General features: G+C 58.5%; 17 protein-coding genes, 1 rRNA gene and 2 pseudogenes. 9 read left to right on the forward strand and 11 right to left on the reverse strand.

Annotated features, from left to right (window positions below; all coding sequences use genetic code 11):
- The first annotated feature begins 138 nt into the window (after window positions 1–138).
- Window positions 139–254, forward strand: a 5S ribosomal RNA gene (rrf, locus tag ACA064_RS10055).
- Here the strand turns inward: rrf and ACA064_RS10060 are convergent.
- Entirely contained in the window at window positions 255–1598 is a 1344-nt protein-coding gene (locus ACA064_RS10060; RefSeq protein ID WP_497673211.1) for a methionine gamma-lyase, read from the reverse strand.
- Between the two features lie 123 nt (window positions 1599–1721).
- Between ACA064_RS10060 and ACA064_RS10065 the strand changes: the two genes are divergently transcribed.
- The 4 genes and pseudogenes from ACA064_RS10065 (at window position 1722) to ACA064_RS10080 (ending at window position 3366) form a co-directional block, all read left to right on the forward strand.
- Window positions 1722–2195 carry an Lrp/AsnC family transcriptional regulator gene (locus tag ACA064_RS10065; RefSeq protein ID WP_150645577.1) on the forward strand — a complete coding sequence of 158 codons (474 nt, stop codon included), beginning with the start codon at window positions 1722–1724 and terminating at the stop codon, window positions 2193–2195.
- A 45-nt stretch (window positions 2196–2240) separates the two neighbouring features.
- Window positions 2241–2480, forward strand: a pseudogene (locus ACA064_RS10070) (acetamidase/formamidase family protein); the annotation flags it as partial.
- Window positions 2481–2832: 352 nt separating this feature from the next.
- Complete coding sequence (locus ACA064_RS10075; protein WP_497673212.1) at window positions 2833–3096, forward strand: DUF2790 domain-containing protein; 264 nt, start codon at window positions 2833–2835, stop codon at window positions 3094–3096.
- Between the two features lie 54 nt (window positions 3097–3150).
- The gene (locus ACA064_RS10080; protein WP_497673213.1) at window positions 3151–3366 is read left to right on the forward strand and encodes a hypothetical protein; all 216 of its coding nucleotides are present in this window, start codon (window positions 3151–3153) and stop codon (window positions 3364–3366) included.
- 248 nt (window positions 3367–3614) lie between these two features.
- Here ACA064_RS10080 and ACA064_RS10085 read toward each other — a convergent pair whose 3' ends face one another.
- The 6 genes and pseudogenes from ACA064_RS10085 to ACA064_RS10110 form a co-directional block, all read right to left on the reverse strand.
- Complete coding sequence (locus ACA064_RS10085; protein WP_497673214.1) at window positions 3615–4664, reverse strand: patatin-like phospholipase family protein; 1050 nt, start codon at window positions 4662–4664, stop codon at window positions 3615–3617.
- 117 nt (window positions 4665–4781) lie between these two features.
- Entirely contained in the window at window positions 4782–7967 is a 3186-nt protein-coding gene (locus tag ACA064_RS10090; protein WP_497674210.1) for an adenylate/guanylate cyclase domain-containing protein, read from the reverse strand.
- 123 nt (window positions 7968–8090) lie between these two features.
- Window positions 8091–8231: pseudogene (locus ACA064_RS10095) on the reverse strand (zinc-ribbon domain-containing protein); the annotation flags it as partial.
- Between the two features lie 313 nt (window positions 8232–8544).
- Window positions 8545–9165 carry a glutathione S-transferase family protein gene (locus tag ACA064_RS10100; RefSeq protein ID WP_497673215.1) on the reverse strand — a complete coding sequence of 207 codons (621 nt, stop codon included), beginning with the start codon at window positions 9163–9165 and terminating at the stop codon, window positions 8545–8547.
- Window positions 9166–9211: 46 nt separating this feature from the next.
- The gene (locus tag ACA064_RS10105) at window positions 9212–9727 is read right to left on the reverse strand and encodes an HvfX family Cu-binding RiPP maturation protein (RefSeq protein ID WP_497673216.1); all 516 of its coding nucleotides are present in this window, start codon (window positions 9725–9727) and stop codon (window positions 9212–9214) included.
- A gap of 367 nt (window positions 9728–10094) precedes the next feature.
- Window positions 10095–10508 (reverse strand): DoxX family protein, encoded by a 414-nt coding sequence (locus ACA064_RS10110; protein ID WP_497673217.1) that lies wholly within the window; start codon window positions 10506–10508, stop codon window positions 10095–10097.
- Between the two features lie 188 nt (window positions 10509–10696).
- On the opposite strand from ACA064_RS10110, the gene ACA064_RS10115 reads away from it, so the two are divergent.
- Together ACA064_RS10115 and ACA064_RS10120 are read left to right on the forward strand one after the other, a co-directional pair.
- The gene (locus tag ACA064_RS10115; RefSeq protein ID WP_497673218.1) at window positions 10697–11518 is read left to right on the forward strand and encodes an aldo/keto reductase; all 822 of its coding nucleotides are present in this window, start codon (window positions 10697–10699) and stop codon (window positions 11516–11518) included.
- 28 nt (window positions 11519–11546) lie between these two features.
- The gene (locus ACA064_RS10120; protein ID WP_497673219.1) at window positions 11547–11981 is read left to right on the forward strand and encodes a DUF1810 domain-containing protein; all 435 of its coding nucleotides are present in this window, start codon (window positions 11547–11549) and stop codon (window positions 11979–11981) included.
- 224 nt (window positions 11982–12205) lie between these two features.
- Here ACA064_RS10120 and phaC read toward each other — a convergent pair whose 3' ends face one another.
- The 3 genes from phaC to phbB form a co-directional block, all read right to left on the reverse strand.
- Window positions 12206–13915 (reverse strand): class I poly(R)-hydroxyalkanoic acid synthase, encoded by a 1710-nt coding sequence (phaC, locus tag ACA064_RS10125; RefSeq protein ID WP_497673220.1) that lies wholly within the window; start codon window positions 13913–13915, stop codon window positions 12206–12208.
- Between the two features lie 163 nt (window positions 13916–14078).
- Entirely contained in the window at window positions 14079–15257 is a 1179-nt protein-coding gene (locus ACA064_RS10130; protein WP_497673221.1) for an acetyl-CoA C-acetyltransferase, read from the reverse strand.
- A 73-nt stretch (window positions 15258–15330) separates the two neighbouring features.
- Window positions 15331–16077, reverse strand: a complete 747-nt coding sequence (gene phbB, locus ACA064_RS10135; protein ID WP_150645161.1) for an acetoacetyl-CoA reductase — start codon at window positions 16075–16077, stop codon at window positions 15331–15333.
- Between the two features lie 266 nt (window positions 16078–16343).
- On the opposite strand from phbB, the gene ACA064_RS10140 reads away from it, so the two are divergent.
- Window positions 16344–17387, forward strand: coding sequence for an AraC family transcriptional regulator (locus ACA064_RS10140; RefSeq protein WP_497673222.1), 1044 nt, complete (start codon window positions 16344–16346; stop codon window positions 17385–17387).
- A 23-nt stretch (window positions 17388–17410) separates the two neighbouring features.
- On the opposite strand, the gene ACA064_RS10145 is transcribed toward ACA064_RS10140, so the two are convergent.
- Window positions 17411–20446: a DUF3141 domain-containing protein gene (locus ACA064_RS10145; protein ID WP_497673223.1), complete on the reverse strand. Its 3036-nt coding sequence runs from the start codon at window positions 20444–20446 to the stop codon at window positions 17411–17413.
- A 251-nt stretch (window positions 20447–20697) separates the two neighbouring features.
- On the opposite strand from ACA064_RS10145, the gene phaP reads away from it, so the two are divergent.
- Window positions 20698–21285: a TIGR01841 family phasin gene (phaP, locus tag ACA064_RS10150; protein ID WP_497673224.1), complete on the forward strand. Its 588-nt coding sequence runs from the start codon at window positions 20698–20700 to the stop codon at window positions 21283–21285.
- Window positions 21286–21308 lie beyond the last annotated feature (23 nt).

The raw sequence follows: 21308 nt of genomic DNA on the forward strand, positions 1-21308 counted from the left end.
GCCTGAAAGGGCACCAGATTGCGGTGTGTGAAGACGAAACGAACCGAAAGTTCGAGATACTCACAAAACACCAAGCTATCACATACCCATTCGCTGGAGCGTGAACCTGAAAAGGCCCACGACCCGGCTACCGAATTTCTTGACGACCATAGAGCATTGGAACCACCTGATCCCATCCCGAACTCAGCAGTGAAACGATGCATCGCCGATGGTAGTGTGGGGTTTCCCCATGTGAGAGTAGGTCATCGTCAAGATTAAATTCCGAAACCCCTATCTGCGTATGCAGGTAGGGGTTTTGTTTTTGCGCTGCGCGCCAGCGGCAAGCTGTCAGCGGCAAGCGGGAAGAGAGAAGCGGTTTTGTGTCCGGCGCGGACCTCGCTTGCGGCTTGAAGCTTGTAGCTTGTAGCTGCTTCCAATGCCTGTCTGATATCAGCCAGCAGATCGCTGATGTCTTCGAGTCCGACCGACAGGCGCACCAATCCTTCGGAGATGCCATGGTGCGCACGCTCCTCTGGGGTGTAGGTCGAGTGGGTCATGCTCGCCGGGTGTTGCGCCAGGGATTCGGCGTCGCCGAGGCTGACGGCTCTGCTGAACAGGTTAAGTGCGTTCATGAACTTCCTGCCGGTCTCGATACCGCCCTTGAGTTCAAACGCAATCATTCCGCCAGGCAGCTTCATCTGGCGTGAGGCCAGCTCGTACTGGGCGAAGGAGCTCAGTCCAGGATAGGCCACCCACTCGACAGCAGGATGACATTGCAGATACTCGGCAATGCGTTGAGCATTGCTACAGTGTCGGTCCATGCGCAACGCCAGGGTCTTCAATCCGCGCATCAGCAGGAACGCATCCTGCGGAGACATCACGGCACCGGTCAAATCCTTCAGGCCCTCAAGACGAATCCGATCCGCCAGCGCTTTGCTGGAGATGGCGATGCCCGCCGTGATATCTCCGTGCCCGCTGAGGTACTTGGTCGCGGAATGCACGACTACGTCGGCGCCCAGTTCCAGAGGTCGCTGTAAATACGGCGAACAGTAGGTGTTATCAACGACCACTGTGATATCAGTGTGTTGCCGCGCCAGGGTGGACACGGCCTGGATATCGACCAGTTGCATGTTCGGGTTGGAAGGGGATTCGAAGTAAATCATCCGGGTCGCTGGAGTTATGGCATCCCTCAGTTCAGCCAGGTTCGACATATCCACATGGCGGACTTTAATTCCGAATTCGCCAATACCATGGTTCAGGAAGGCGAAGGTACAGCCGTACAACGTACGATTGGCCAGTATCTCGTCTCCGGGTCTGAGCAGTGTCCAGAGTGTCGCTGCGATAGCCCCCATGCCAGAGCCAAAGGCTACTGCGGCCTCGCCACCTTCCAGTGTCGCCATTCTCGACTCGAGCAAGGCCAGGGTCGGGTTTGAAATGCGCGTGTAGAAATGTCCGTTTTCTTCGCCGCTAAAGCAGCCGGCGCCATACTCCGCAGAAGGAAAAGCAAAGGTCGCGGTGAGATAGATCGGTGGAACCAGCGCACCTTTATTGTCCAGCGGATCGTAACCGTGATGAATCGCGCGAGTGGAAAAGCCAAGGTCCTTGTTTTTATGATTCATGGCGATGCTCCTGGATTTTCAATAATGCTATGCTAAAAATCCAAGATTAAAATTCCAATTAAGCCATGAATCAGATGATTTATTGGGTCAAAAACAAGAAAGTACGACTATCTAAGGCAAAATATGCCAACGACTCTGGATCGAACCGATAGAGCTTTACTCGCCGCCTTGCAAGGCAATGCCAGATTGACCGTGGCCGAGCTGGCCGACAGCGTCTCCTTGACCACCTCTCCCTGCTGGAGGCGGATAAAGATGCTGGAAGAACGAGGCGCCATTACCGGATATCAAGCGATTCTTTCACCGAAAGAACTGGGGTATGGGGTCACTGCATTCGTCAGTGTGATGATGAGCTCGCACTCGAAAGACAATGCACGGCACTTTGAAAAAAGGCTGTTGGAAATTCCCGAGATTGTTACCTGTCATAACGTTTCCGGGCGATATGATTTCTTGCTTGAAGTGGTGGCCAAGGACCTCGAGTCATTTGGCGAGTTTGCACGAGAGGTTCTGCAAACATTGCCCGGAGTGAAGGAGATATATTCGAGCTTCTCATTCAAGTCGGTAAAACAGTCCAGATTTATTCCAATACCTGACCACTGACAGTGGGTCAGCGTTTCCTCGAACCAAAGAGTTGCTCCTGGCTACGGTCCGATCACCTTTATCGGCAGTGGGGTAAACCTCAACGTCGCCACTGAAAACGGTTTGCGTCGCGCCGCAGCGGTGACCGGGTTGCCCTACGACGAGGTGCTCAACCGCGCCACCATCAATGGCTCCATTGAAATCAGCCGGCTGCCGGGCACGGTCCGCGTGACGTTTCTCTGTCCGTTGGACATCCTCGATCGCATGGGTATCGGCCATCTGGTGCGTGAGAAGTATCAGTTGTAAGGGAAAGCAACAGCCTGAAGGCCATTGCTTAACGGCGATAGCTACCAGTAACAGAGCATGAAGCTACGGCGGTGGATCTTTACTGATCTGCCGCCGTTTTGCTGATTCAACATCCTGCGCTGGGAAAACCCGATCAAGAGATTTGCGTACAAACAGCGGCGCAAAGCAGGTTTTTCCCGGCGGGATGTATCTGCGTGTATCCAGACGCCACCTGGATACCTGGCGATTTAACCGACGGCTATTTTCGACACATTCGGGATACCTCAAGGGCATTCAATAGGCTCCAAAGAGGCAATGCGACACGCCTCGGCTCTATTGAGAGATCAACCCATTGAAGACCCGAGGAATGACCATGAACTTGAAAGTCATCTACGTCGCCGGCCTGTTTGCCGCACTGAACATCTGCGCGATATCGGCACAGGCGCAAACCACCGTCAAAGCTCAGACCTATTCCTATGGCACGCACCTGGATATCCAGAAAGTCCTGTCGATGACCCAGGACGCAGGACCGTCCTGCGGGGTGGTGAATGCTCGCATCACCTACCTGGATTCCCAGGGGCTGACGCAGGTTCTGGACTACAGCAAATTCGCTGATACCTGCCACGAAGGGGGTTGATTCTCCCGCCGCTGATATCTCTTCCAGCCTTGCTTTGAAACCAGGATGAATCCCATGAAAAACCTTAAAAGCTATTTGACCTCAATCGTATTTTCCCTGGCCGGTGCTGCGGTCCATGCCAATGCCGCCAGTGAAAACCATCGCTGTGACAGCGGCATCTGTTTCCAGCTGACGCCATTGGCGGGCAGGGGGGCATTACCGGCGCTGGCAGAGAACGGCTTCAGCAGGACTCCGCTGGGTATGCAGCTGGAGAGCCAGGGCCAGGTTTGAAATGCCTGGACGCTCGACAGTCGAATGCTGATTGCTCCTGAAACAGATAACCCGGCGAAAGCCGGGTTTTTTATGTGTGCGCCAGGCATGGCGCGTTGCGCGTAAGCGCAACCAGCTTGGTTGTGGTGGCCACGCTGGTGACTTGGAGGTGCAAGTCCTCTACACACCCGGCAAGGGGACGTGTTAGTGTCGCCAGCCCCACGGCCGGTCAAGATCGCCAGCCACCTTTTCCCGTCTCATGGCGGCGTTCAAAGAAATTCCTTTCGGATGTCGATACTCGACCGTTCGCCAATATTCCGGTAGTTCTCCGTGAGCCACGCCTCGGCCTCGCGTCGTCCGTTGTCGCGCAATCCGCAAAGGAAGTCCCAGTTCGCGTTGTACTTGCTGGACACGCTGAGCGCGCACATCGCCTCGTCGGCCCGAATGGAGTGGATCAGCATCTCCTTCATCTCGTCGCGATCGACCTTGCCTTGCTGGATGAGATCGGTGACAAAGGCGATGGTGCGCATCTCACGCATCAGCGACGAGTTGAAGCTGATTTCACTGATGCGATTGAGGATGTCGGCAGCTGTAATAGGCACGCCCGGGCGGACGAGCGGGTTGATGTGGACGATCACCACATCGCGAGTATTGCAGTGGTAGATCAACGGGAAAATGGCCGGGTTTCCCATATAGCCGCCATCCCAGTAGTTCTGCCCGTCTATCGTGATCGCCTGGAACAATGTCGGCACACAGGCCGAAGCTAGCACCGCTTCGGCGCAGACGTCCTCGCCGGAGAATATGCGTATCTTCCCCGTCTCGACATTGGTCGCGCACAGATAGAGGTGGAATGGGCATTGCTTTCGCAACGCGGCGAAATCTACCTGCCTCTCCAGCACCTCCCGCAGCGGATTCAAGTTGTGGCGATTGAACTGGTATGGCGAGAAGATACGAAGTGCCATGTCCGCAAACGCATACATGGGCGAATGGTCCAGCCCGAAGCTGTGCGTCCCTTTCAGCCATGGCGTCCAGCGCAACGGGTTATGACGCTCGGCGGACTGCGCCACGGCGTGCCAGAAATCGTGCAGCGCCTGGCGCGCGCCGGCCTCGTCACCCTGCAGCATGCCGTAGGCCAGCACGGCAGCATTCATCGCGCCGGCACTGGTTGCGCTCACCCCTTCAATGGCAAGCCTGCCGTCCTCGAGCAACCGATCGAGTACGCCCCAGGTGAACGCACCGTGCATCCCGCCGCCCTGCAAAGCCAGCGCGACCGGCTTACGCTCATCACTGCCCCGAGGCTTTCCGTTCTTCGTGGTCATTCTTGGTCTCCTCACCGGTGCTGAGCCGAATCGGGAACTTGTTGCGGCGCTTCGCCCCGTCACGCGCTGACCGACGACACGCCGATGCTCCATTGCGCGCCATGCGTCATCGATCGTTCACCCCCCGCTTGGTGCCCATGCATCGAGCAGCGCCTTGGCTTGTAGCAAATCAACGCTGTCGAAGCCTTCGGTGAAGAAGCTATAGATGTCGGCCAGCATTTGCCTGGCCGCCTCCTTGTCTCGTGTTTCCCATAGCTGAGCAAGGCTCACTGTGGCTCGTAGCTCGAGAGACTTTGCCCCTTGTTGTCGAGCGACCGAGATCGCCTTTTGAAAACATACTTGCGCTTCCTGCTGCACGGAAGAATCCTGTCTGTCTTCGCCCGGACATTGGAGGGTAAGAGCTCCCTTGAGCCGGTACAGTTCTGCTTCGTAAAAGTGCTCGCCTGTTCTGTTCACCATAGCCAGAGCGTCGGTCACGGCATCCAATCCTGCCTGCGGTTGCCCGGCGCGCCCGTGAGCTGCGGCCAGCAGGGAAAGAAAATAAGAGCATGCAAGCTCTGCTCCGGCTGCTTGGTAAGTGGCGATACCTTTGGTTATCTGAGCGATTCCCTCGTCCAGGTTTCCCTGCTCGGCGCGAGCCCAACCCTGGAGAATAGTCCCCCACGCCAAATAAAACGGAAACCCTCGTTCGAGTGAAAGCTTGATGGCGGCATCAGCACACTCTTCGGCAAGTTGTACGTCGTGCCGAAACTGTCCCAGTATCGACGTAGCAGACAGGGTGAAGGCCAGGCTGAACGGGTCGCAAATCTTATTGGCCAGAGCAAGGGCATCCCGGCTGCGCGTGCTTGCCTGATCGGGCAAACCCAAGAACCAAAGGCACCAGGCCGAATGTGTCAGGGCGTAGCCCGGGTCTATGCCGTACGTAATGGCATGTGTGCGATGACGGTCCGGGTTGTAGAGGACACGCACCCGCTCCTGGTGTTCAAGGGCATTGCGCAGATCCCCCTGTAAAAGCAATGTCGCCCCGAGTGCCGCATGGGCTCCCACGAGCAAGTCCGGATTCTGCGCAGTTTGCGCAACACTGAGCAATCGTTCACCCAGTTCGCATGCAGTTGAGTATTGCGCACGCAACTGGTAGTACATCCGCAGCCCCATCAGCGCAGGGAAAAGCGAGTCGTCGCCTACTTGCTCGCATAGCGCCAGAGCACGGGTGTAGGTGGCCGCCACCTCGGGCACACCATAGCCTCGCACGGCCATCAAGGCCGGCCCCAGGCAGAGCAGCAACGTCAGTTCCTGATGAGCACGCGCGGGCGTGTCGGGCAAATGCTCGAGCAATTCCAGCGCCGCGCCGAGGTGCCGCACCGCATCGAGATGGGCGCAATGCTGGAGGGCCTGTTGCCCGGTACGGTGCAGGTATTCCACGGCCTTCGGGACATTGCCGCTCAGCCTGTAGTGGTGCGCCAGTTCGCTGCAGTAATCCGCGATGCGGGTGGGGAACAGTGCCTCGATGGCCTGCGCTGTGCGTTCATGCAGTGCGCTACGCCGCTCCGTGAGTAGCGAGTGGCCCGCGACCTCCTGGGTCAGCGCATGCTTGAACGAATACTCCACCTCCGGAAATGCGGGCCGCTGGTAAATGAACTCCGCGGCCTCCAGTCGGGCCAGCAGATCGCGCAAATCGTCGTCCATCCGAGCGCCCCGTCCATCATAGATGCGTTGGATCAGACTGAACGCAAACTCCTTGCCGATGACGGCGAGCGTCTGCAGCAATTCCTTCTGCGCAACGGGGAGCCGGTCGATACGGGCGGCGAGCACACCCTGCACGGTGGTGGGAATATGCAGCGCAGCCGGAGTCTGCTCGATCCGGTAACGGCCGGGTTCGCCGAGCAGCGATTTCTCCTCGACCAGCGTTTGGACCACTTCCTCCATGAAGAAAGGGTTGCCCTCCGTCTTCTCCAGGATGAGCTGTTTGAGGGGGACGAGGGTGGGATCGTCCCCAAGCAGGGCCGCGAGCAGTCCCTGGGCTTCGGCCGGGCCCAGCGGTTCGAGCCGCAGCTGGCTGCAATGGCCCGCGTGCGTCCACACAGGCTGATACTCGGGCCGGTAGTTCACGAGGAGCAGGATCGGAGCACTCGCCACGCGGTCGATGAGGCACGCGAGGAATGCTTCGGTCTCGCGGTCCAGCCATTGCAGGTCCTCGAACAGCAGTTCGATCGGCTGATCGCGACTCTCGCGCACCAGAAGTTGCGTAATCGCGTCGAAGATGCGATCGCGCCGGATCTGAGGATCCATTTCCGCGAGCGCCGAACTGCGTTCGCCAATACCCAGCAGATAGAGCAGGTAGGGCACGAGCTCCTCGAAGCTGCGCTCAAGCGTCAGGGTCTTGCCCATGACCTTTTCCCGGCACCGCCGCTCGTCGTCCAGGGCAGTGATCTGAAAATAGCTTTTCAGAAGCTCGATGAGCGGAAAATAGGCAAAGGCCTTGCCGTGCGACACCGAGTACGTCTCCAGCACCAGACAGCCGCTCCGCGAGCGTTCCTTGAACTCATGGAACAGCCGCGACTTCCCGACCCCGGCCTCGCCTGCCACTGCGACAACCTGCCCGTGGCCCGCTTTGGCCTGATCGAGCGCCTGATGCAGGTGGTCCAGCTCGACCTGGCGGCCGACGAACCTGGCCAGCCCGCGATGTGCCGCCAGTTGCAGGCGCGTGCGCAGCGCGCCGACACCCTGCACCTCATACACGACAAGCGGATCGGGAATGCCTTTGACCTGGGTGGCCCCCAGAGTCCTGAACTCGAAATAGCCCTCCGCCAGCTTGTGGGTGGACTCGCTCACCAGGATCGACGATGGCGCGGCGATTCCCTCCATCCGGGACGCAATGTGGATCGTGTGCCCGACCGGATCGTAATCGGTGTGCAAATTGTCCGTGCGGATCGAACGCACGACGACCTCTCCGGTGTGGATGCCGACGCGGATTTGCAGCGGAATGCCTTTCTCCAGACGAATACGGTCGCCATGTCGGTGTATCGCCTCCTGCATGCGCAGTGCCGCATACAGCGCCCGCTGCGGGTGGTCTTCATGGGCGATGGGGGCGCCGAATAACGCGAGGATGCCATCGCCCAGCGTCTTGGCCACGTAGCCTTCGTAGTAGTGGACGGCTTCCATCATCAGCGCGATGACGGGCTCGATCAGGCGCTGGGCCTCTTCCGGATCGAGGTCGTGGATCAGCGCCATGGAGCCGGCCATGTCGGCAAACAGCGCCGTGATGGTCTTGCGTTCGCCGGCAGTCTCGCCCCGGGCTTCCATGGCCGCCTGTTCGGCGCGGATGCGCTCGGCAAGGTAGTGGGGCGTGTAATGAATGGGCGCTGGAGAAGGCTCTGAAACAGGCAGGGGGCGCGGTGATGGCGCGGCAGGCGCATCGGTTAGCGGTGCGCCGCATTCACTACAGAATTTGGCGGAAAGGCCCGCCTCGTGGCCACAGCGCGGACAGCTGCAAGACAGCCTGGCGCCGCACGCTTCACAGAAGCTGGCCCCGGAGGGATTCTCGAGTCCGCAGTTTGCGCAGCGCATACGATACGACCTCTTCCCTTTTGCACGCGTTCAAGTAGACCACTCAAAAGACGGGAAAGCGTGACATCGATCTGGCAAAAGACAGATTGAAGTCATTGGGCCAGCAGGTTCAGACAGCCTTGTAACCCCCCGTTTCAAAGATACGTTTGTATCGTTGTATCGAGAAGTAAAATTCTCTTACTGATGAAGGCCTGTGATGTCCTCCTCGAGCTACCGCAGGCTGCGATCTTTTGATCTTCATGATGGTGGTGTCGGCAGAAAAGATCGCAGCCTATCGGCAGCTCCTACGCCGACCGTGTACACCCGCAACGGGTTACGGCGCCGTAGCCTTGAAGCAGGGCAATGCCTGTACCCGTTCCCACCAGGCGCTGAATCCGTCCACGTTGAACACCTCTGCCGCATCGGGGGTGAACGACAGGTAGGCGCAGGCCGACGCCAGATAGAAGTCGGCGAGGGACTGAGTCTGTCCAGCGATGAAAGGATCGCTGCCCTTGAGTTTCATCAGCTCTTGCAGTACCAGGCGCGAGTTATTGATTCCTTCCTGTCGGGCGTTGTCGTTCTGGCCGCCGATGAAATCGGGAAACAGGTGATAGCCAAAGACCGCAACCAGCGAGCCATAACCGTAGGAGTCGTAAATCCCCATGGCCATGCGGGCCCGGGCGCGATCCTTGGCATTGTCGGGCAACAGTGAGGGCCCCGGCAGGACCTCGTTCAGATATTCGGTAATGGCGCCGGTTTCGATGACGCGAAAACCGTCATGTTCTATCACCGGCACTTTGCCGAACGGGTGGCGGAGCAGATGCTCGGGCTGGTGTGGCTCGCCCTTGAGCACGTTCACCTGCACCTGTTGGTACTCGGCGCCTTTTTCTTCGAGCAGCATTTTCACCACACGCACATAAGTGCTGCCATCAAATCCGTAGAGTATGAGGCTCATAGCGTATGCTCCAGAATCAATGGGGCATTATCGAAATGCAGCCGCTTCAGCGTGTTTGCCGACTCCAGCTGCAACGTTCCAGCAGCGCATCCAGGCTCAGCTTGCCGGCGCCCGAGAACAGTAGCGGCAGCAGTGCTGCGAGATAGATCAAGGGCAGTTTGAAGTTGCCGTGACCTTTGTTGCTGATGGAATAACCCTGGGCCAGCTCGCTCAAGGTCGACCAATCGGCTGGCCAGTGAACGGCGGCGGTCGCGACCACCGTGACCACCATCAGGACCAGTGCCGAAAAGCGTGTTCCCAGACCCACCAGCAGGGCGATAGCGCAGATCAGCTCTGCCCACAGCGACAGCTCCCAGTTCACCGCAGCCGGAACATGGTTGAAGGGAAAGGGAAAAGCGCTCTGGATGTCAGCGAACCAGTTTTCACCGTTCCACTTTTCCAATCCCGACTCGAAAAATTCCCAAGCCAGAAAGACCCGCAGGCTGAGTGGTGCGATCCAGCTGCCAACTCGATCAAGGTTAAAGTGTAGTCCCTTCAAGGCAGATGAGAGGTTGGTGTGCATGTGCTTGAACTCCGTTGAATCAGTGACGGGGAAGTGCGGGGCGCGTTGCGGCCGGCTGTACCAACCGATAGGCGTAGTTGACCCTGCCGGTGTATCCGGCATGTGTCTGTCGAGGGAGTTAAAGTGGAGCGGATGTGTCGCGATGGCAGCTGTACACAATGAGATACATACAGCCGGCTATATCTTTGGCTACCCCACGGACCTCAGTAACGTTTTCGTGCAGGATTCGGCTTCCAATGAGCGGCGAGGCAGGCTCGGTTTCTCTATGGAAAGAGGAACAACCCTAGGGTGATCTTCTTCAGCATCAAGCCCCGCATCGGCGGCTCAGCGAATGCCGCCGATGCGGGACTGTTTCGAGTGACAAGCGCTATCGGCCATCAATCGAATACCTGCCCGCACCGGTAACGGCCAGCAACAGCATGCCGCCCATGATGCTCAGGTTCTTGAAGTACTGAATAGTGTTGGCCGCCCGTTCGGGCTCGGCCATGGTCCAGAAGTGATGCCCGATCACCGCGGTACCGAGTACGAACAGGGCAAAGAGAAAGGCCAGCGGGCGGGTGTAGAAGCCGAGGACGATCAGGATCGCGGCAAAGAACTCCATGATCACTGCAATGGCTGCAGCGACCATGGGCAAGGGCGCGCCGAGTGAAGTCATGTAGCCAACCGTACCGTCGAAGTGGGTCATCTTGCTCCAGCCGGACATGATGAACAGAATCATCAACAGAATGCGCGCGAGCAGAATGATCTCGTTTCTCTGATTCTCGAACAGGGTATATCGCATGGTGTTCCACCTGTGGCCATTAGAGAGGAGGCGCAAGCAAGACTGGTCAGGAGGCCTTGCGCGTAGGCTTAACACTAGCAGCTGATGGTTAATCTGCTCCTGAATGGTGCGTAGTCATACCTGGAATTGAACCTCTTGGCTTAATCACTGCCACATGAATAGTCAGCGAATGCCTGCAGGAGATAGTCATGCGAATGCTCGATCTGGCCGGAGTATCGGTCCCTGTCATCGGCCAGGGAACCTGGCGCATGGGTGAAGATTCGCAGCAACGCGCCCACGAAGTGGCAGCGTTACAATTGGGCATCGATCTAGGCATGAACCTGATCGATACGGCGGAAATGTATGCCGAGGGCGGTGCGGAGGAAGTGGTCGGCGAAGCGATTCGTGGCCAGCGGGATCGGGTGTTTCTGGTCAGTAAAGTCTACCCGCACCATGCCAGTCGCAAAGGCGTCCCTCTCGCATGCGAGGCCAGTCTGAAACGCCTGGGTACTGATCATCTCGATCTGTACCTGCTGCATTGGCGCGGCCAGTATCCCCTTGAGGAAACGGTCGAGGCCTTCGAGCGCTTGCGCGAATCAGGCAAGATCAGGCGTTGGGGCGTCTCCAATTTCGACGTGGCGGACCTGCAGGAACTGGCCTCGCCGGCCTGCGCGACCAATCAGGTGCTCTACAACATCGAACAGCGCGGCATTGAATTCGACCTGCTGCCCTGGTGGCAGCAGCACAACCTGCCGCTGATGGCGTACTGCCCGATTGCCCAAGGTGGAGAACTGCTGAACAGCCCAACGCTCCAACACATCGCCAATCTCCATGGTGTGACCACGGCCCAGGTGGCGCTGGCCTGGGTGCTGCGCCAGCAAGGAGTGATTGCCATCCCCAAAGCCGTCAAGCTCGAGCATGTCCGGCGCAATGCCGCGGCGGCCGGATTGACGCTCGACGCGGAAGACTTGCAGGCGATCGACCGAGTGTTCTGCGTACCCAAACGCAAGCATCCATTGGCGATGGTCTGAATCCACCCACAGCCTGAGGTGTGCCGAAATGAGAAGCACCGACAGCGTTGACCCATTTTCTCTACAGCGTTTCGTGCAAGCGCAGAACCCGGTTTTTGCCCGAGTACAGGAGGAGCTGCGCAACGGTCACAAGCGCAGTCACTGGATGTGGTTTGTCTTTCCGCAGTACGCCGGGCTGGGGCACAGCGACATGTCCAAGTATTTCGCCATTGCTTCTTTGGATGAGGCCGCCGCGTATTTGCAACATTCGCTGCTGGGGCCACGCCTGGAGAGTTGCACTCGGCTGGTGACGCAATTGCAGGGGGCTTCGATCCAGTCGATATTCGGAACGCCGGATCATATGAAGTTCCATTCCAGCATGACCTTGTTCGATCTAGTGGCGGCTGACGGTAATATTTTCCGTACCGCTCTGGACCAGTATTTCGCCGGTCATGCCGATCAGCGCACGCTGTCGCTGGTCTAGCGGATCGATTGTCCGGCGTCCGGGCAGGCTTTGCGCAATGGCAGATTCACGGGCGTGCCACTCCACGCTATGACGCGATAGTTTCCAGGGATAGGCGAGCAGGAGGTGGGGACTTGCAGCGAAACAGGAGGTGTTGAGGGGAATAATCTTGAGACAGCCTTGCCGACGAAGTCGGCAAGGCCGGGTGTCACCCCAAGTGATTATCGGGCACGGTTCAGCAAAACCTAGGCCTGATTCATTACATAACGGCCTGGGGCCGGTTCCAGAGGCGGGTAATTGTCATTGCCGACCTGCTTCACCGCGGGCTGACGCTCGCCGGCGTGCCCAGCCAGCCAGGCGAACCAGTCATTCCACCAGCTACCAGGATGCTGTTCGGCATTCTTGAACCAGGTGTCGGGGTTTTTCGTGGCCCGATTGTTGGTCCAGTAATGACGTTTCTCTTTGGCAGGTGGATTGATCACCCCGGCGATATGACCGGAAGCACCCAGCACGAAACGCTTGTTCCCGGAAAGCAGGTTGGTCCCGGCAAAAGCGCTTCTCCACGGAACGATGTGATCGTCATGGGTGGCGAGGAAGTAGGCGGGCGCGTCAATCGCACTCAGATCCACCTTGACTCCAGCGCACTCCAGCTCGCCTGATTTCAAGTCGTTCTGCAGGTAGGTGTGGCGCAGGTACCAGCAGTACATCGGACCTGGAAGGTTGGTGCTGTCGTTGTTCCAGAACAGCAGGTCAAGCGGCATTGGTTTTTGCCCCTTGAGGTATTTGTCGACGTTGTAGTTCCACCACAGATCGTTGGGGCGCAGCAGGGAGAAGGTGTTGCCCATGTCCTCGCCCTTGAACAGGCCGATGGGGCCGTTCTTGCCGCCGATGGTGCGCTCACGGTAGGCGACCATTTTCTCGTCGACGAAGATATCGATCGGGCCGGTATCGAGGTAGTCGAGGAAGGTGGTCAACAGGCTCACGCTGGCGATCTCTTTGTCGCCGCGTGCCGCCAGTACTGCCAGTGCAGTGCTCAACAGCGTGCCACCAATGCAGAAACCCACGCAATTGGGGCGCGGTTCACCACTGATTTCCCGAGTCACTTGCAGGGCCTTGATTATCCCGTTCTGAATCAGGTCTTCCCAGGTAGTGCCGGCGGTCTCTTCGTCAAAGTTGCGCCATGACATCATGAACACCGGATGTCCCTGTTCCAGCAGATGGCGGACCATCGAGTTGTCCGGGCGCAGGTCAAGAATGTAGTACTTGTTGATCGACGGCGGTACCACGAACACCGGGCGCAGGTACTGGGTTTCGCTTTGCGGGTAGTACTGAATCAGCTGGAACAGCTCATTCTCGAACACCACTTCGCCGGGGGTGTTGGCCAGATCGACGCCAACCTTGAAGGCGCCGCTATCGCACTGGCGCATCTTGCCTTCTTTCATGTCGCTGGCCATGTGCAACAGACCGGTGAGCAGGCTGGTACCCTGGGTTTCAACTATTCGCTGGAGCGCATCAGGATTGCTGGTCAGGTAATTGCTCGGTGCACTGGCAGCGATGGCTTGCTCGACCAGATAGCGCAGGCGCTGGCGCGGCTTCTGATCATTGATCAGCAGTTTTTCGAGCAGTTTCAACATAAAGCTGGAGTTGAGCAGGTAAAAGGCGGCGAGGGAGCCAAAAAATGGTTCGCTCCAGTTGCCGCTGGCAAAACGTCGATCATCGAAGCTGAAGGGTTTGCCCGTCAGCAGCTGCTGGCCGAGTTGGCCCCATTGAAACTGGTAGTCGGTCTGGAGGGTTTCCAGGGTTTCACCCGGCAAGTCGAACCAGGCGTTGTGATCGTGCCCGGAAAACCAGGGATTGGTGCTGACCCACAGACGCAATTGTTGCACCGCAAAAGAGGCAACGAAGGGAACCTGGCCCGACCAATAGGTGTTGAAGGTTTGCGCGTTGTTGTCCATAGAGCTCCGTGCCCACGCAGATGAGCCAGGCAGAAAAAAAGCCGCGCTGTGCAGCAGTTCGGCACAGCGACAGTAGGTAAGGAGGGCAGTGCTGTTGACGCCAGCCTGCTGCGCGGAGCGAGGATCCCACGCCCCGCGCAGTTGGCTGATGATGGGGTGTCGACTAGCGCTCAATAGCCAGGCCGACGCCTTGACCGCCACCAATGCACAAGGTCGCCAGACCCTTCTTGCCGTCGCGGCGGATCAGTTCGTGTACCAGCGACACGAGGATCCGTGCCCCTGACGCGCCGATCGGATGGCCCAGGGCGATTGCGCCGCCGTTGACGTTGACTTTGTCGGTGTCCCAACCCAACTCTTTGCCAACTGCCAGCGATTGGGCGGCGAAGGCTTCATTGGCTTCGATCAGGTCCAGGTCGTCGATGCTCCAGCCGGCCTTTTGCAAGGTCAGACGGGTAGCCGGGACCGGGCCGATGCCCATGATCGACGGGTCAACACCGGCGCTGGCATAGGCTTTGATGCGTGCCAGTACCGGAAGGCCCAGCTCTTGTGCTTTAGCGGCGCTGGCCAGCAGCAGCACGGCAGCACCATCGTTGAGCGTCGAAGAGTTGCCGGCGGTGACGCTGCCGTCTTTCTTGAATGCCGGCTTGAGTTTCGCCAAGGCATCTGCGGTGCTGTCGACACGCGGCTGTTCGTCGGTGTCGAAGACCAGCGGTTCGCCTTTGCGCTGAGGAATCAGGATCGGGGTGATCTCGCTCTGGAAACGCCCGCCCTCGATGGCGGCGGCAGCTTTCTGTTGCGAGGCGGCAGAGAAGGCATCCTGTGCTTCACGAGTGATCTCGTACTTCTGCGCCAGGTTCTCGGCAGTGATGCCCATGTGGTAATCGTTGAAGGCATCCCACAGGCCATCCTGGATCATGGTGTCCTGCAGTTGCGCATGGCCCATGCGCAGACCGGTGCGGGCCTTGGGCAGAACATAGGGGGACAGGCTCATGTTTTCCTGGCCGCCAGCGATGATCAACTCGGCGTCGCCGCAACGTATTGCCTGGACTGCGAGCTGGACCGCCTTGAGACCGGAGCCGCAGACCTTGTTCAGGGTCAGGGCAGGGGTGGTATGTGGCAAACCGGCCTTGATCGCGGTCTGGCGTGCCGGATTTTGCCCGGCGCCGGCAGTCAGTACCTGGCCGAGGATGACTTCATCGATTTGCGCAGCGTCGATACCCGTCTGCTCCAGCAGACGGCGAATCACTGCAGCACCCAGTTCGGTCGCGGGAATCGCGGCCAATGCGCCTTGAAAACTGCCGATGGCGGTACGAGTAGCGGCAAGGATTACGACTTCGTTCATGCGTGACCTCATTGACTCATTGAAAAGACAAGATTCGTCGAACAGGATCCAGGGCATCCATGCCCTGGTGGGGTTACTGCATGTTCATGCCGCCGTTTACCGAGAAGTCGGCACCGGTGCTGTACGCGGATTCATCGCTGGCCAGCCAGGCCACGATCGAAGCGATTTCTTCAGGCTGACCAAGACGGCCGACCGGAATGCCGGCAATCATGCCGTCCAGAATGTCTTTGCGGATTGCCGCAGTCATGTCGGTCTGGATGTAGCCCGGGGAGACGGTGTTGACGGTTACGCCCTTGCCGGAAACTTCCCGTGCCAGTGCCATGGTGAAACCATGGATGCCGGCCTTGGCTGCCGAGTAGTTGGTCTGACCGAACTGGCCACGCTGGCCGTTGATCGACGAGATGTTGATGATCCGCCCCCAGCCCTTGGACAGCATGCCTTCAATGACTTGCTTGGAGGTGTTGAACAAGCTGTTCAGGTTGGTCCCGATCACCGTGTTCCAGTCTTCCGGGGTGAGCTTGCGGAAGGACGCGTCACGCGTGATGCCAGCATTGTTGACCAGTACGTCGATCGCCCCGTGATGTTCCCGTACCAGCTCAAAGGCCTTGCGGGTCGATTCCCAGTCGGTGATGTCGGTTTCGACGCATTCGAATTGATAGCCAGCTGCCAGTTGAGTTGCCATCCAGGCATCTTTGCGACTCGAATTTGCACTGCAGCCGACAATTACTTTGAAGCCTTCCTTGAACAGACGTTGGCTGATTGCTGTGCCAATGCCACCCATACCACCCGTTACCAATGCAATACGACCAACCGACTTCATACTCGTTCCTTTTATTTGCGTTGCGGGATGTGTGGGATTGTTCGGTATTGGCGGGAAGGGAGGAAGTGTTTGTAGGTGACTGATTGGTGTCCAACGGTGCCATGAGCTGCTGACAAAAAAATGAAACACTCCGTACCGATACTGCGCCGCAAGACATGACGCCGAACGAATAGTTCACAAAAGTTCCACATGGTTTATATTCACTGCACACAGGTCAATAATGGCTCCGGACAGGATGTTCGGTTCCACAGGTCATTGAGGACACTATGTATAGAATGAGTTCGGGCTATGCCAGCGTGCTGGCGAATACGCTTTCGGGCCAGGGACTGGATGTCGCCAGTCTGTGCCAGGGGGCTGGAGTTGATATAAACCTTGCGGACACACCGGGATCGTTCTGCGAGCGAAGCGCTATCTATCATCTATGGGATCTGGCGGCTCAGGCCTCCGGCGATCCGAACATTGGTTTGAAGGCCTACGAGAACTTCCATCCGGGTATTTTCCAGATCGTCGGCTACACCATGATGTCCAGCTTGAACCTGAAAAAGGCCCTCGAACGCCTGGTTCGTTTCAGCCCGTTGATCGGCACGGGGTTCAGCCTGTTTTTTGTCCAGGAGCAGCAACATTTCCGCCTGGCCGCGCTTGATCATCAGCAACGCGGTTCGATCAAGCCGCGGCAGTACACCGATGCCAGCCTTGCTTCGCTGCTGGGTTACTGTCGGTGGCTGACCGGAGGCAAATCGCCGCAACCGCTGAGTGTAGAGTTCGCCTATCCCGAACCGGAAGACATCACCGAGCATCAGCGGCTGTTTGGCTGCGAGGTGCGTTTCGGGGCGGCCTATGACAGCATCCTGTTCGATGGCCAGGAGCTTCTGCGTCCGTTGGGCATGGCCAACGAGAAGTTGGCCATGCTCCATGACAGTTTTGCCGAAGCTCAGCTTGAGCTGTTGTACGGCTTCACCTTCGTGTGCAGGATTCGTGCGCTGATCACCGAGCGCCTGAGTCAGGGGCAGGGGGGCCAGTGTGATATGGAATCGATTGCGGCTGCGCTGAGCATCAGCAAACGAACGCTGCAACGGGCACTCGAGAAGGATGGCACGCAATTCAAGGATGTCCTGAACGATGTGCGTCGGCAGTTGGCCGACTTCTACCTGCGGCATTCCCATTTCAATATGAAGCATGTGACTTACCTGCTCGGCTTCCATGATCACAGCAGTTTCCACAAGGCCTGCACCCGCTGGTTCGGCATGACCCCTGGTCAGTATCGAGCCGACGAGTCGGCGTTTGGGATGAGGCAAGCAGTGCCGGTCTGACCCAGCACCGGCGCGGGGGATCATTATGACTTGGTCCTTTTGGCGGCTTTTTTACCTTTGCCTTTGCCGGGTGTTGGCGTTGTAACCGGGGTGGCCGGGGCAGGCACCGCTACTGGTGCTGGCGTTGCAGCGACCGGTGATGTCGCGGCCGGAGAGTTTTTGGCCGGGGCAGGCGCGGCTACTGCTGGTGGCGTTGCAGCGACCGGTGATGTCGCGGCCGGAGGGTTTTTAGCCGGGGCAGGCGCGGCTACTGCTGGTGGCGTTGCAGCGACCGGCGATGTCGCGGCCGGAGGGTTTTTGGCCGGGGCAGGCGCGGCTACTGCTGGTGGTGTTACAGCGACCGGCGATGTCGCGGCCGGAGGGTTTTTAGCCGGGGCAGGCGCGGCTACTGCTGGTGGCGTTACAGCGACCGGTGATGTCGTGGCCGGAGGGTTTTTAGCCGGGGCAGGCGCGGCTACTGCTGGTGGCGTTACAGCGACCGGCGATGTCGCGGCCGGAGGGTTTTTGGCCGGGGCAGGCTCCGCTACTGCTGGTGGCGTTACGGCGACCGGCGATGTCTTGGCCGGTGTTTTGACGGCTGGTGTGGTGCTGGCCTTGGCTTGCTGAGTCTTCGGTTTACTGGTTTTGGCTTTGACAGGCGCTACGGTAGGTGCAACAGGTGCTGTTTGTTCGACCTTTGGCGCAATGACCTCTGCTGGCGGCGCCGCCACAATCGGCGCTGGCTTTAGCGATGCCTGTTTCGGTGTCGTTGCGGGTGCCTGTGGGACATCGGCTTCACTGGGCGGTTGGTTCAGGCTGAAGCCCGGCAGAGGCACTTCGAGCAGCGCATGCAGTTCGTGCCAGCATTCGCCTTCAGCGCCGGTAGTCAGTAGATCAGGCATTAACAGCCCGACAGCTGCGAGCACCTGCTGGCGCGACTCTGCGTCTGGAAGCAGCAGGGGCAGGGTGCGCAAGCTTTCTTGCGGGTGGGCAAACACCAGCAGGTTCTGCAGGCGTATGGCTTCGCGAAGGGCGGCTGGCTCGGCGCTGTAATCCTGGACCAGCACATGCACCTGCTGGATCAGTTTCTCGATACTTTCCTTGCCCACCTTATCGCTGTTGCGGGCGAGCAAAAACAGAATCCGCACCAAGGCTTGTAATGGACCACCTTCGGGCAGCGCCGTTTGCAGGCGTTCGATCAAGGCCTTGTCTTGCAGGTCTGCATGTTCCTGGACATTTCGGGCGGGCGGGTTGCCGCCAAGTTTGCTCAATGCGCCATAAATGCCGTAGAAACACAGCTCCTGAGTAGCGTCACGCACATCGCGATAAGCGTTCAGGGTGTCCTGTATCTGGTTGGAGAACAGTGTCTGCCAAGCCAGTAACGGGTTGGTCTTGCTTGCGGGGCGACGTTCACTGCGCACCTTGTCGGCGCTGTCTGCCAGCCACCAAAGTGCCGGATTCATGCTGCTCCACAGCACCTGTTGCTGATGGAAGGGATGGGCCCTGCGCAGCACTTCGGCAGCCGGCTCGTTGATCAGCTGGCGCAGCCATGGACGAACAAAAGTGTCGTAAAGTGTGCTGTTGATTTGCGAGGCGCGCTCTACCAGCGCGAATTCGCGATCGTCATCTCGCGCTGGCGCGCTGTCAGCATGGATATCAGCAATTTTTCTCGCTTCGAAACGCACGCGATATTTCGCGTCTGCTGCGGCACCTGACGGGGCAGGCAGATCGTCGATCAGCAGTTCATACAGCCCGGACGGCAAGGCATTGATCGCCTCGACCGCACCGAGCAATTCACGGTGTTCGCGCCGGGCAACCTTGCCGGAAACGAAGATCCCCAGATGGCCGATGCTGGCGTGCCGCAGATAGACGATAGTGCGCCCGGCGTCGTGCAACGCGAGATCGCTTGGATAGACATCAGTGATCCAGTTCAGCGCCTGTTGCGGAGGGGTGATGTTGTCCCCGTAGGAGCAGAACACCACCACCGGTACTTGAATCCGTTTCAGGTCGAGCCCGCTGCTCTTGCGACCCAGGCCGCCGGACAGCTGGTTGCCGATGAACAGGTCGTCGACGATCATCTCGATTTCTTCGCCGTTGAGCAGGGTCGGGCTGCCCCACCAGCGTTCGAAGTCAAGGAAGCGCGCGGCCTCGCTGTCGACCTGGGTGAACAGCTGGTAGTACTTGCCCCAATAGGTGTTGGCCGGGTCCAGGCTCTCGAAGTTGCTGACCAGCCAGGTACCGTCGAAACGGTCATTGCCCAGGTCGCTGCCCAGGCGAGTCATCCAGCCGCCACCCAACAGGCCGCCGGTATAACGCATCGGATTGCGTCCATTGACCCCGGCCCAGTAGGATAAAGGCGCGCCATTGACGATGATCAGGCCCGGCAGTTCCGGGCGAGTTGCCGCCAACCCCATCAGCGCCCAACCGGCCTGGCAGTTGCCGATGATCACAGGCTTGCCGCTGTCGGGATGCAGGGTGCTGACCAGTTCGATGAACCGGGCCTGGGCTTCGCTGATATCCGCCAGGGTTTGTCCGGGTACAGGTGCATGACTGAACGAGATGAAATAGGTCGGATGGCCGGCTCTGAGGCTTTCGCCGATGACCGAATCCTGCTTGAAGCCGCCGATACCCGAGCCGTGGCCGCCCCGTGGATCAATGATGATCACTGGCGGGCCGTTGTGGCCGATCTTTTGATCAGGCCCGGGAAGGATTCGCAACAGCGAGTAATTGACCGGGCGCGGCAGGTCGGTGCCGGCGATCAACGTTTCATGATTGAACTTGAGCAGCAACGGGTACCCGGCGCGTTCGTGGGCCAGGGTATTGTCGCCGCGCTGACGCAAGGTGTCGAAGAACAGCAAGCTGCGTTGGCTGAGGTCGATGAAGTATTCCTGCCAGTCCGCAGGCGTGGGCTGTCTGAGTTGACCCTGGCTTAAAGGCGCGAAGGTTTTTGCCTGGCGCTGCTGCACGGCTTCAAGGACGTTCTGGGTATTGAGGCGCTGCAGATGGCTCAGGTGTTGAAACAGTCCGAGCTGTGAGGAAAGCCCTTCATCTTGCGATGCAACAATATCTTGCTGGCCCATAGTGTTCTCCTGACGCCGTACATGGGAAGCGACCCACCTGCGCTCTTTTTCAAGGAGGCACGGCTGGCCGTTCGATGTGTTGGAGTTTATAGCTAATAGAGGGGGGAGGAGCAAAGATTATTTTGCAGTGCACAAAAAAAAGATTGCCAAATGCTTTTGTGCACTGCAATATCAAGGCTAACGCGATGACCGGCAGGATCGCTATCGCGCCTTCAGGCCCACGTCGGCCTTCCAGAATCAGGAGTTTCAGCATGACTTTTTTTAATTCGGAAAAACTGCAAAGCGCTCAGAAAGCCAACCTCGACCTGCTGCAGCAAATCAGCGGCAAAGTTTTCGCCAGCGTTGAACAGCTCAGCCAGCTGCAATTCCAGGCATTGCGCACCGCCACTGAAGAAAACTTCGACGGTGTCCGCAAACTGCTGGCAGTAAAGGATGCACAAGGTTTCGCAGAGCTGCAGGCTTCTTTCACCCAGCCTAATGTGCAAGCCGAACGTCTGGCCGAATTCAACCGCCAGGTACAAGCGCTGATCGTCGGCACCCAGTCGGAAATCAGCAAACTGACCGAAACTCAGGTCGCTGCGGGTACCAAGCAGGTTGAAGAGTTCGTTGAAGCGATCAGCAAAAATGCTCCAGCCGGTTCCGAGCCAGTTGTGGCTGCATTCAAGTCGTCGCTGGCCAATGCCGGTACTGCCTTTGAAAGCGCCCAGAAAGCTGTAAAACAGGCTGCTGACGTAGCCCAGAGCAACTTCGACGCAGCGACCAAAACAGCTACCGAAGCGACCGCTGCAGCCGGCAAAGCCGCTACAGAATCAACCAAAACCGCTAGCGGCAACAAGTAACACGCGTCAAGCATGACCCAGCC

Source organism: Pseudomonas sp. LBUM1658, from assembly GCF_059716055.1.

Excerpts from the sequence above, each read along its gene's own strand:
- ACA064_RS10060 (WP_497673211.1), bottom strand. The coding sequence starts at position 1,598 with ATGAATCATAAAAACAAGGACCTTGGCTTTTCCACTCGCGCGATTCAT.
- ACA064_RS10065 (WP_150645577.1), top strand. The coding sequence starts at position 1,722 with ATGCCAACGACTCTGGATCGAACCGATAGAGCTTTACTCGCCGCCTTG.
- ACA064_RS10075 (WP_497673212.1), top strand. The coding sequence starts at position 2,833 with ATGAACTTGAAAGTCATCTACGTCGCCGGCCTGTTTGCCGCACTGAAC.
- ACA064_RS10080 (WP_497673213.1), top strand. The coding sequence starts at position 3,151 with ATGAAAAACCTTAAAAGCTATTTGACCTCAATCGTATTTTCCCTGGCC.
- ACA064_RS10085 (WP_497673214.1), bottom strand. The coding sequence starts at position 4,664 with ATGACCACGAAGAACGGAAAGCCTCGGGGCAGTGATGAGCGTAAGCCG.
- ACA064_RS10090 (WP_497674210.1), bottom strand. The coding sequence starts at position 7,967 with ATGGAAGCCCGGGGCGAGACTGCCGGCGAACGCAAGACCATCACGGCG.
- ACA064_RS10100 (WP_497673215.1), bottom strand. The coding sequence starts at position 9,165 with ATGAGCCTCATACTCTACGGATTTGATGGCAGCACTTATGTGCGTGTG.
- ACA064_RS10105 (WP_497673216.1), bottom strand. The coding sequence starts at position 9,727 with ATGCACACCAACCTCTCATCTGCCTTGAAGGGACTACACTTTAACCTT.
- ACA064_RS10110 (WP_497673217.1), bottom strand. The coding sequence starts at position 10,508 with ATGCGATATACCCTGTTCGAGAATCAGAGAAACGAGATCATTCTGCTC.
- ACA064_RS10115 (WP_497673218.1), top strand. The coding sequence starts at position 10,697 with ATGCGAATGCTCGATCTGGCCGGAGTATCGGTCCCTGTCATCGGCCAG.
- ACA064_RS10120 (WP_497673219.1), top strand. The coding sequence starts at position 11,547 with ATGAGAAGCACCGACAGCGTTGACCCATTTTCTCTACAGCGTTTCGTG.
- phaC (WP_497673220.1), bottom strand. The coding sequence starts at position 13,915 with ATGGACAACAACGCGCAAACCTTCAACACCTATTGGTCGGGCCAGGTT.
- ACA064_RS10130 (WP_497673221.1), bottom strand. The coding sequence starts at position 15,257 with ATGAACGAAGTCGTAATCCTTGCCGCTACTCGTACCGCCATCGGCAGT.
- phbB (WP_150645161.1), bottom strand. The coding sequence starts at position 16,077 with ATGAAGTCGGTTGGTCGTATTGCATTGGTAACGGGTGGTATGGGTGGC.
- ACA064_RS10140 (WP_497673222.1), top strand. The coding sequence starts at position 16,344 with ATGTATAGAATGAGTTCGGGCTATGCCAGCGTGCTGGCGAATACGCTT.
- ACA064_RS10145 (WP_497673223.1), bottom strand. The coding sequence starts at position 20,446 with ATGGGCCAGCAAGATATTGTTGCATCGCAAGATGAAGGGCTTTCCTCA.
- phaP (WP_497673224.1), top strand. The coding sequence starts at position 20,698 with ATGACTTTTTTTAATTCGGAAAAACTGCAAAGCGCTCAGAAAGCCAAC.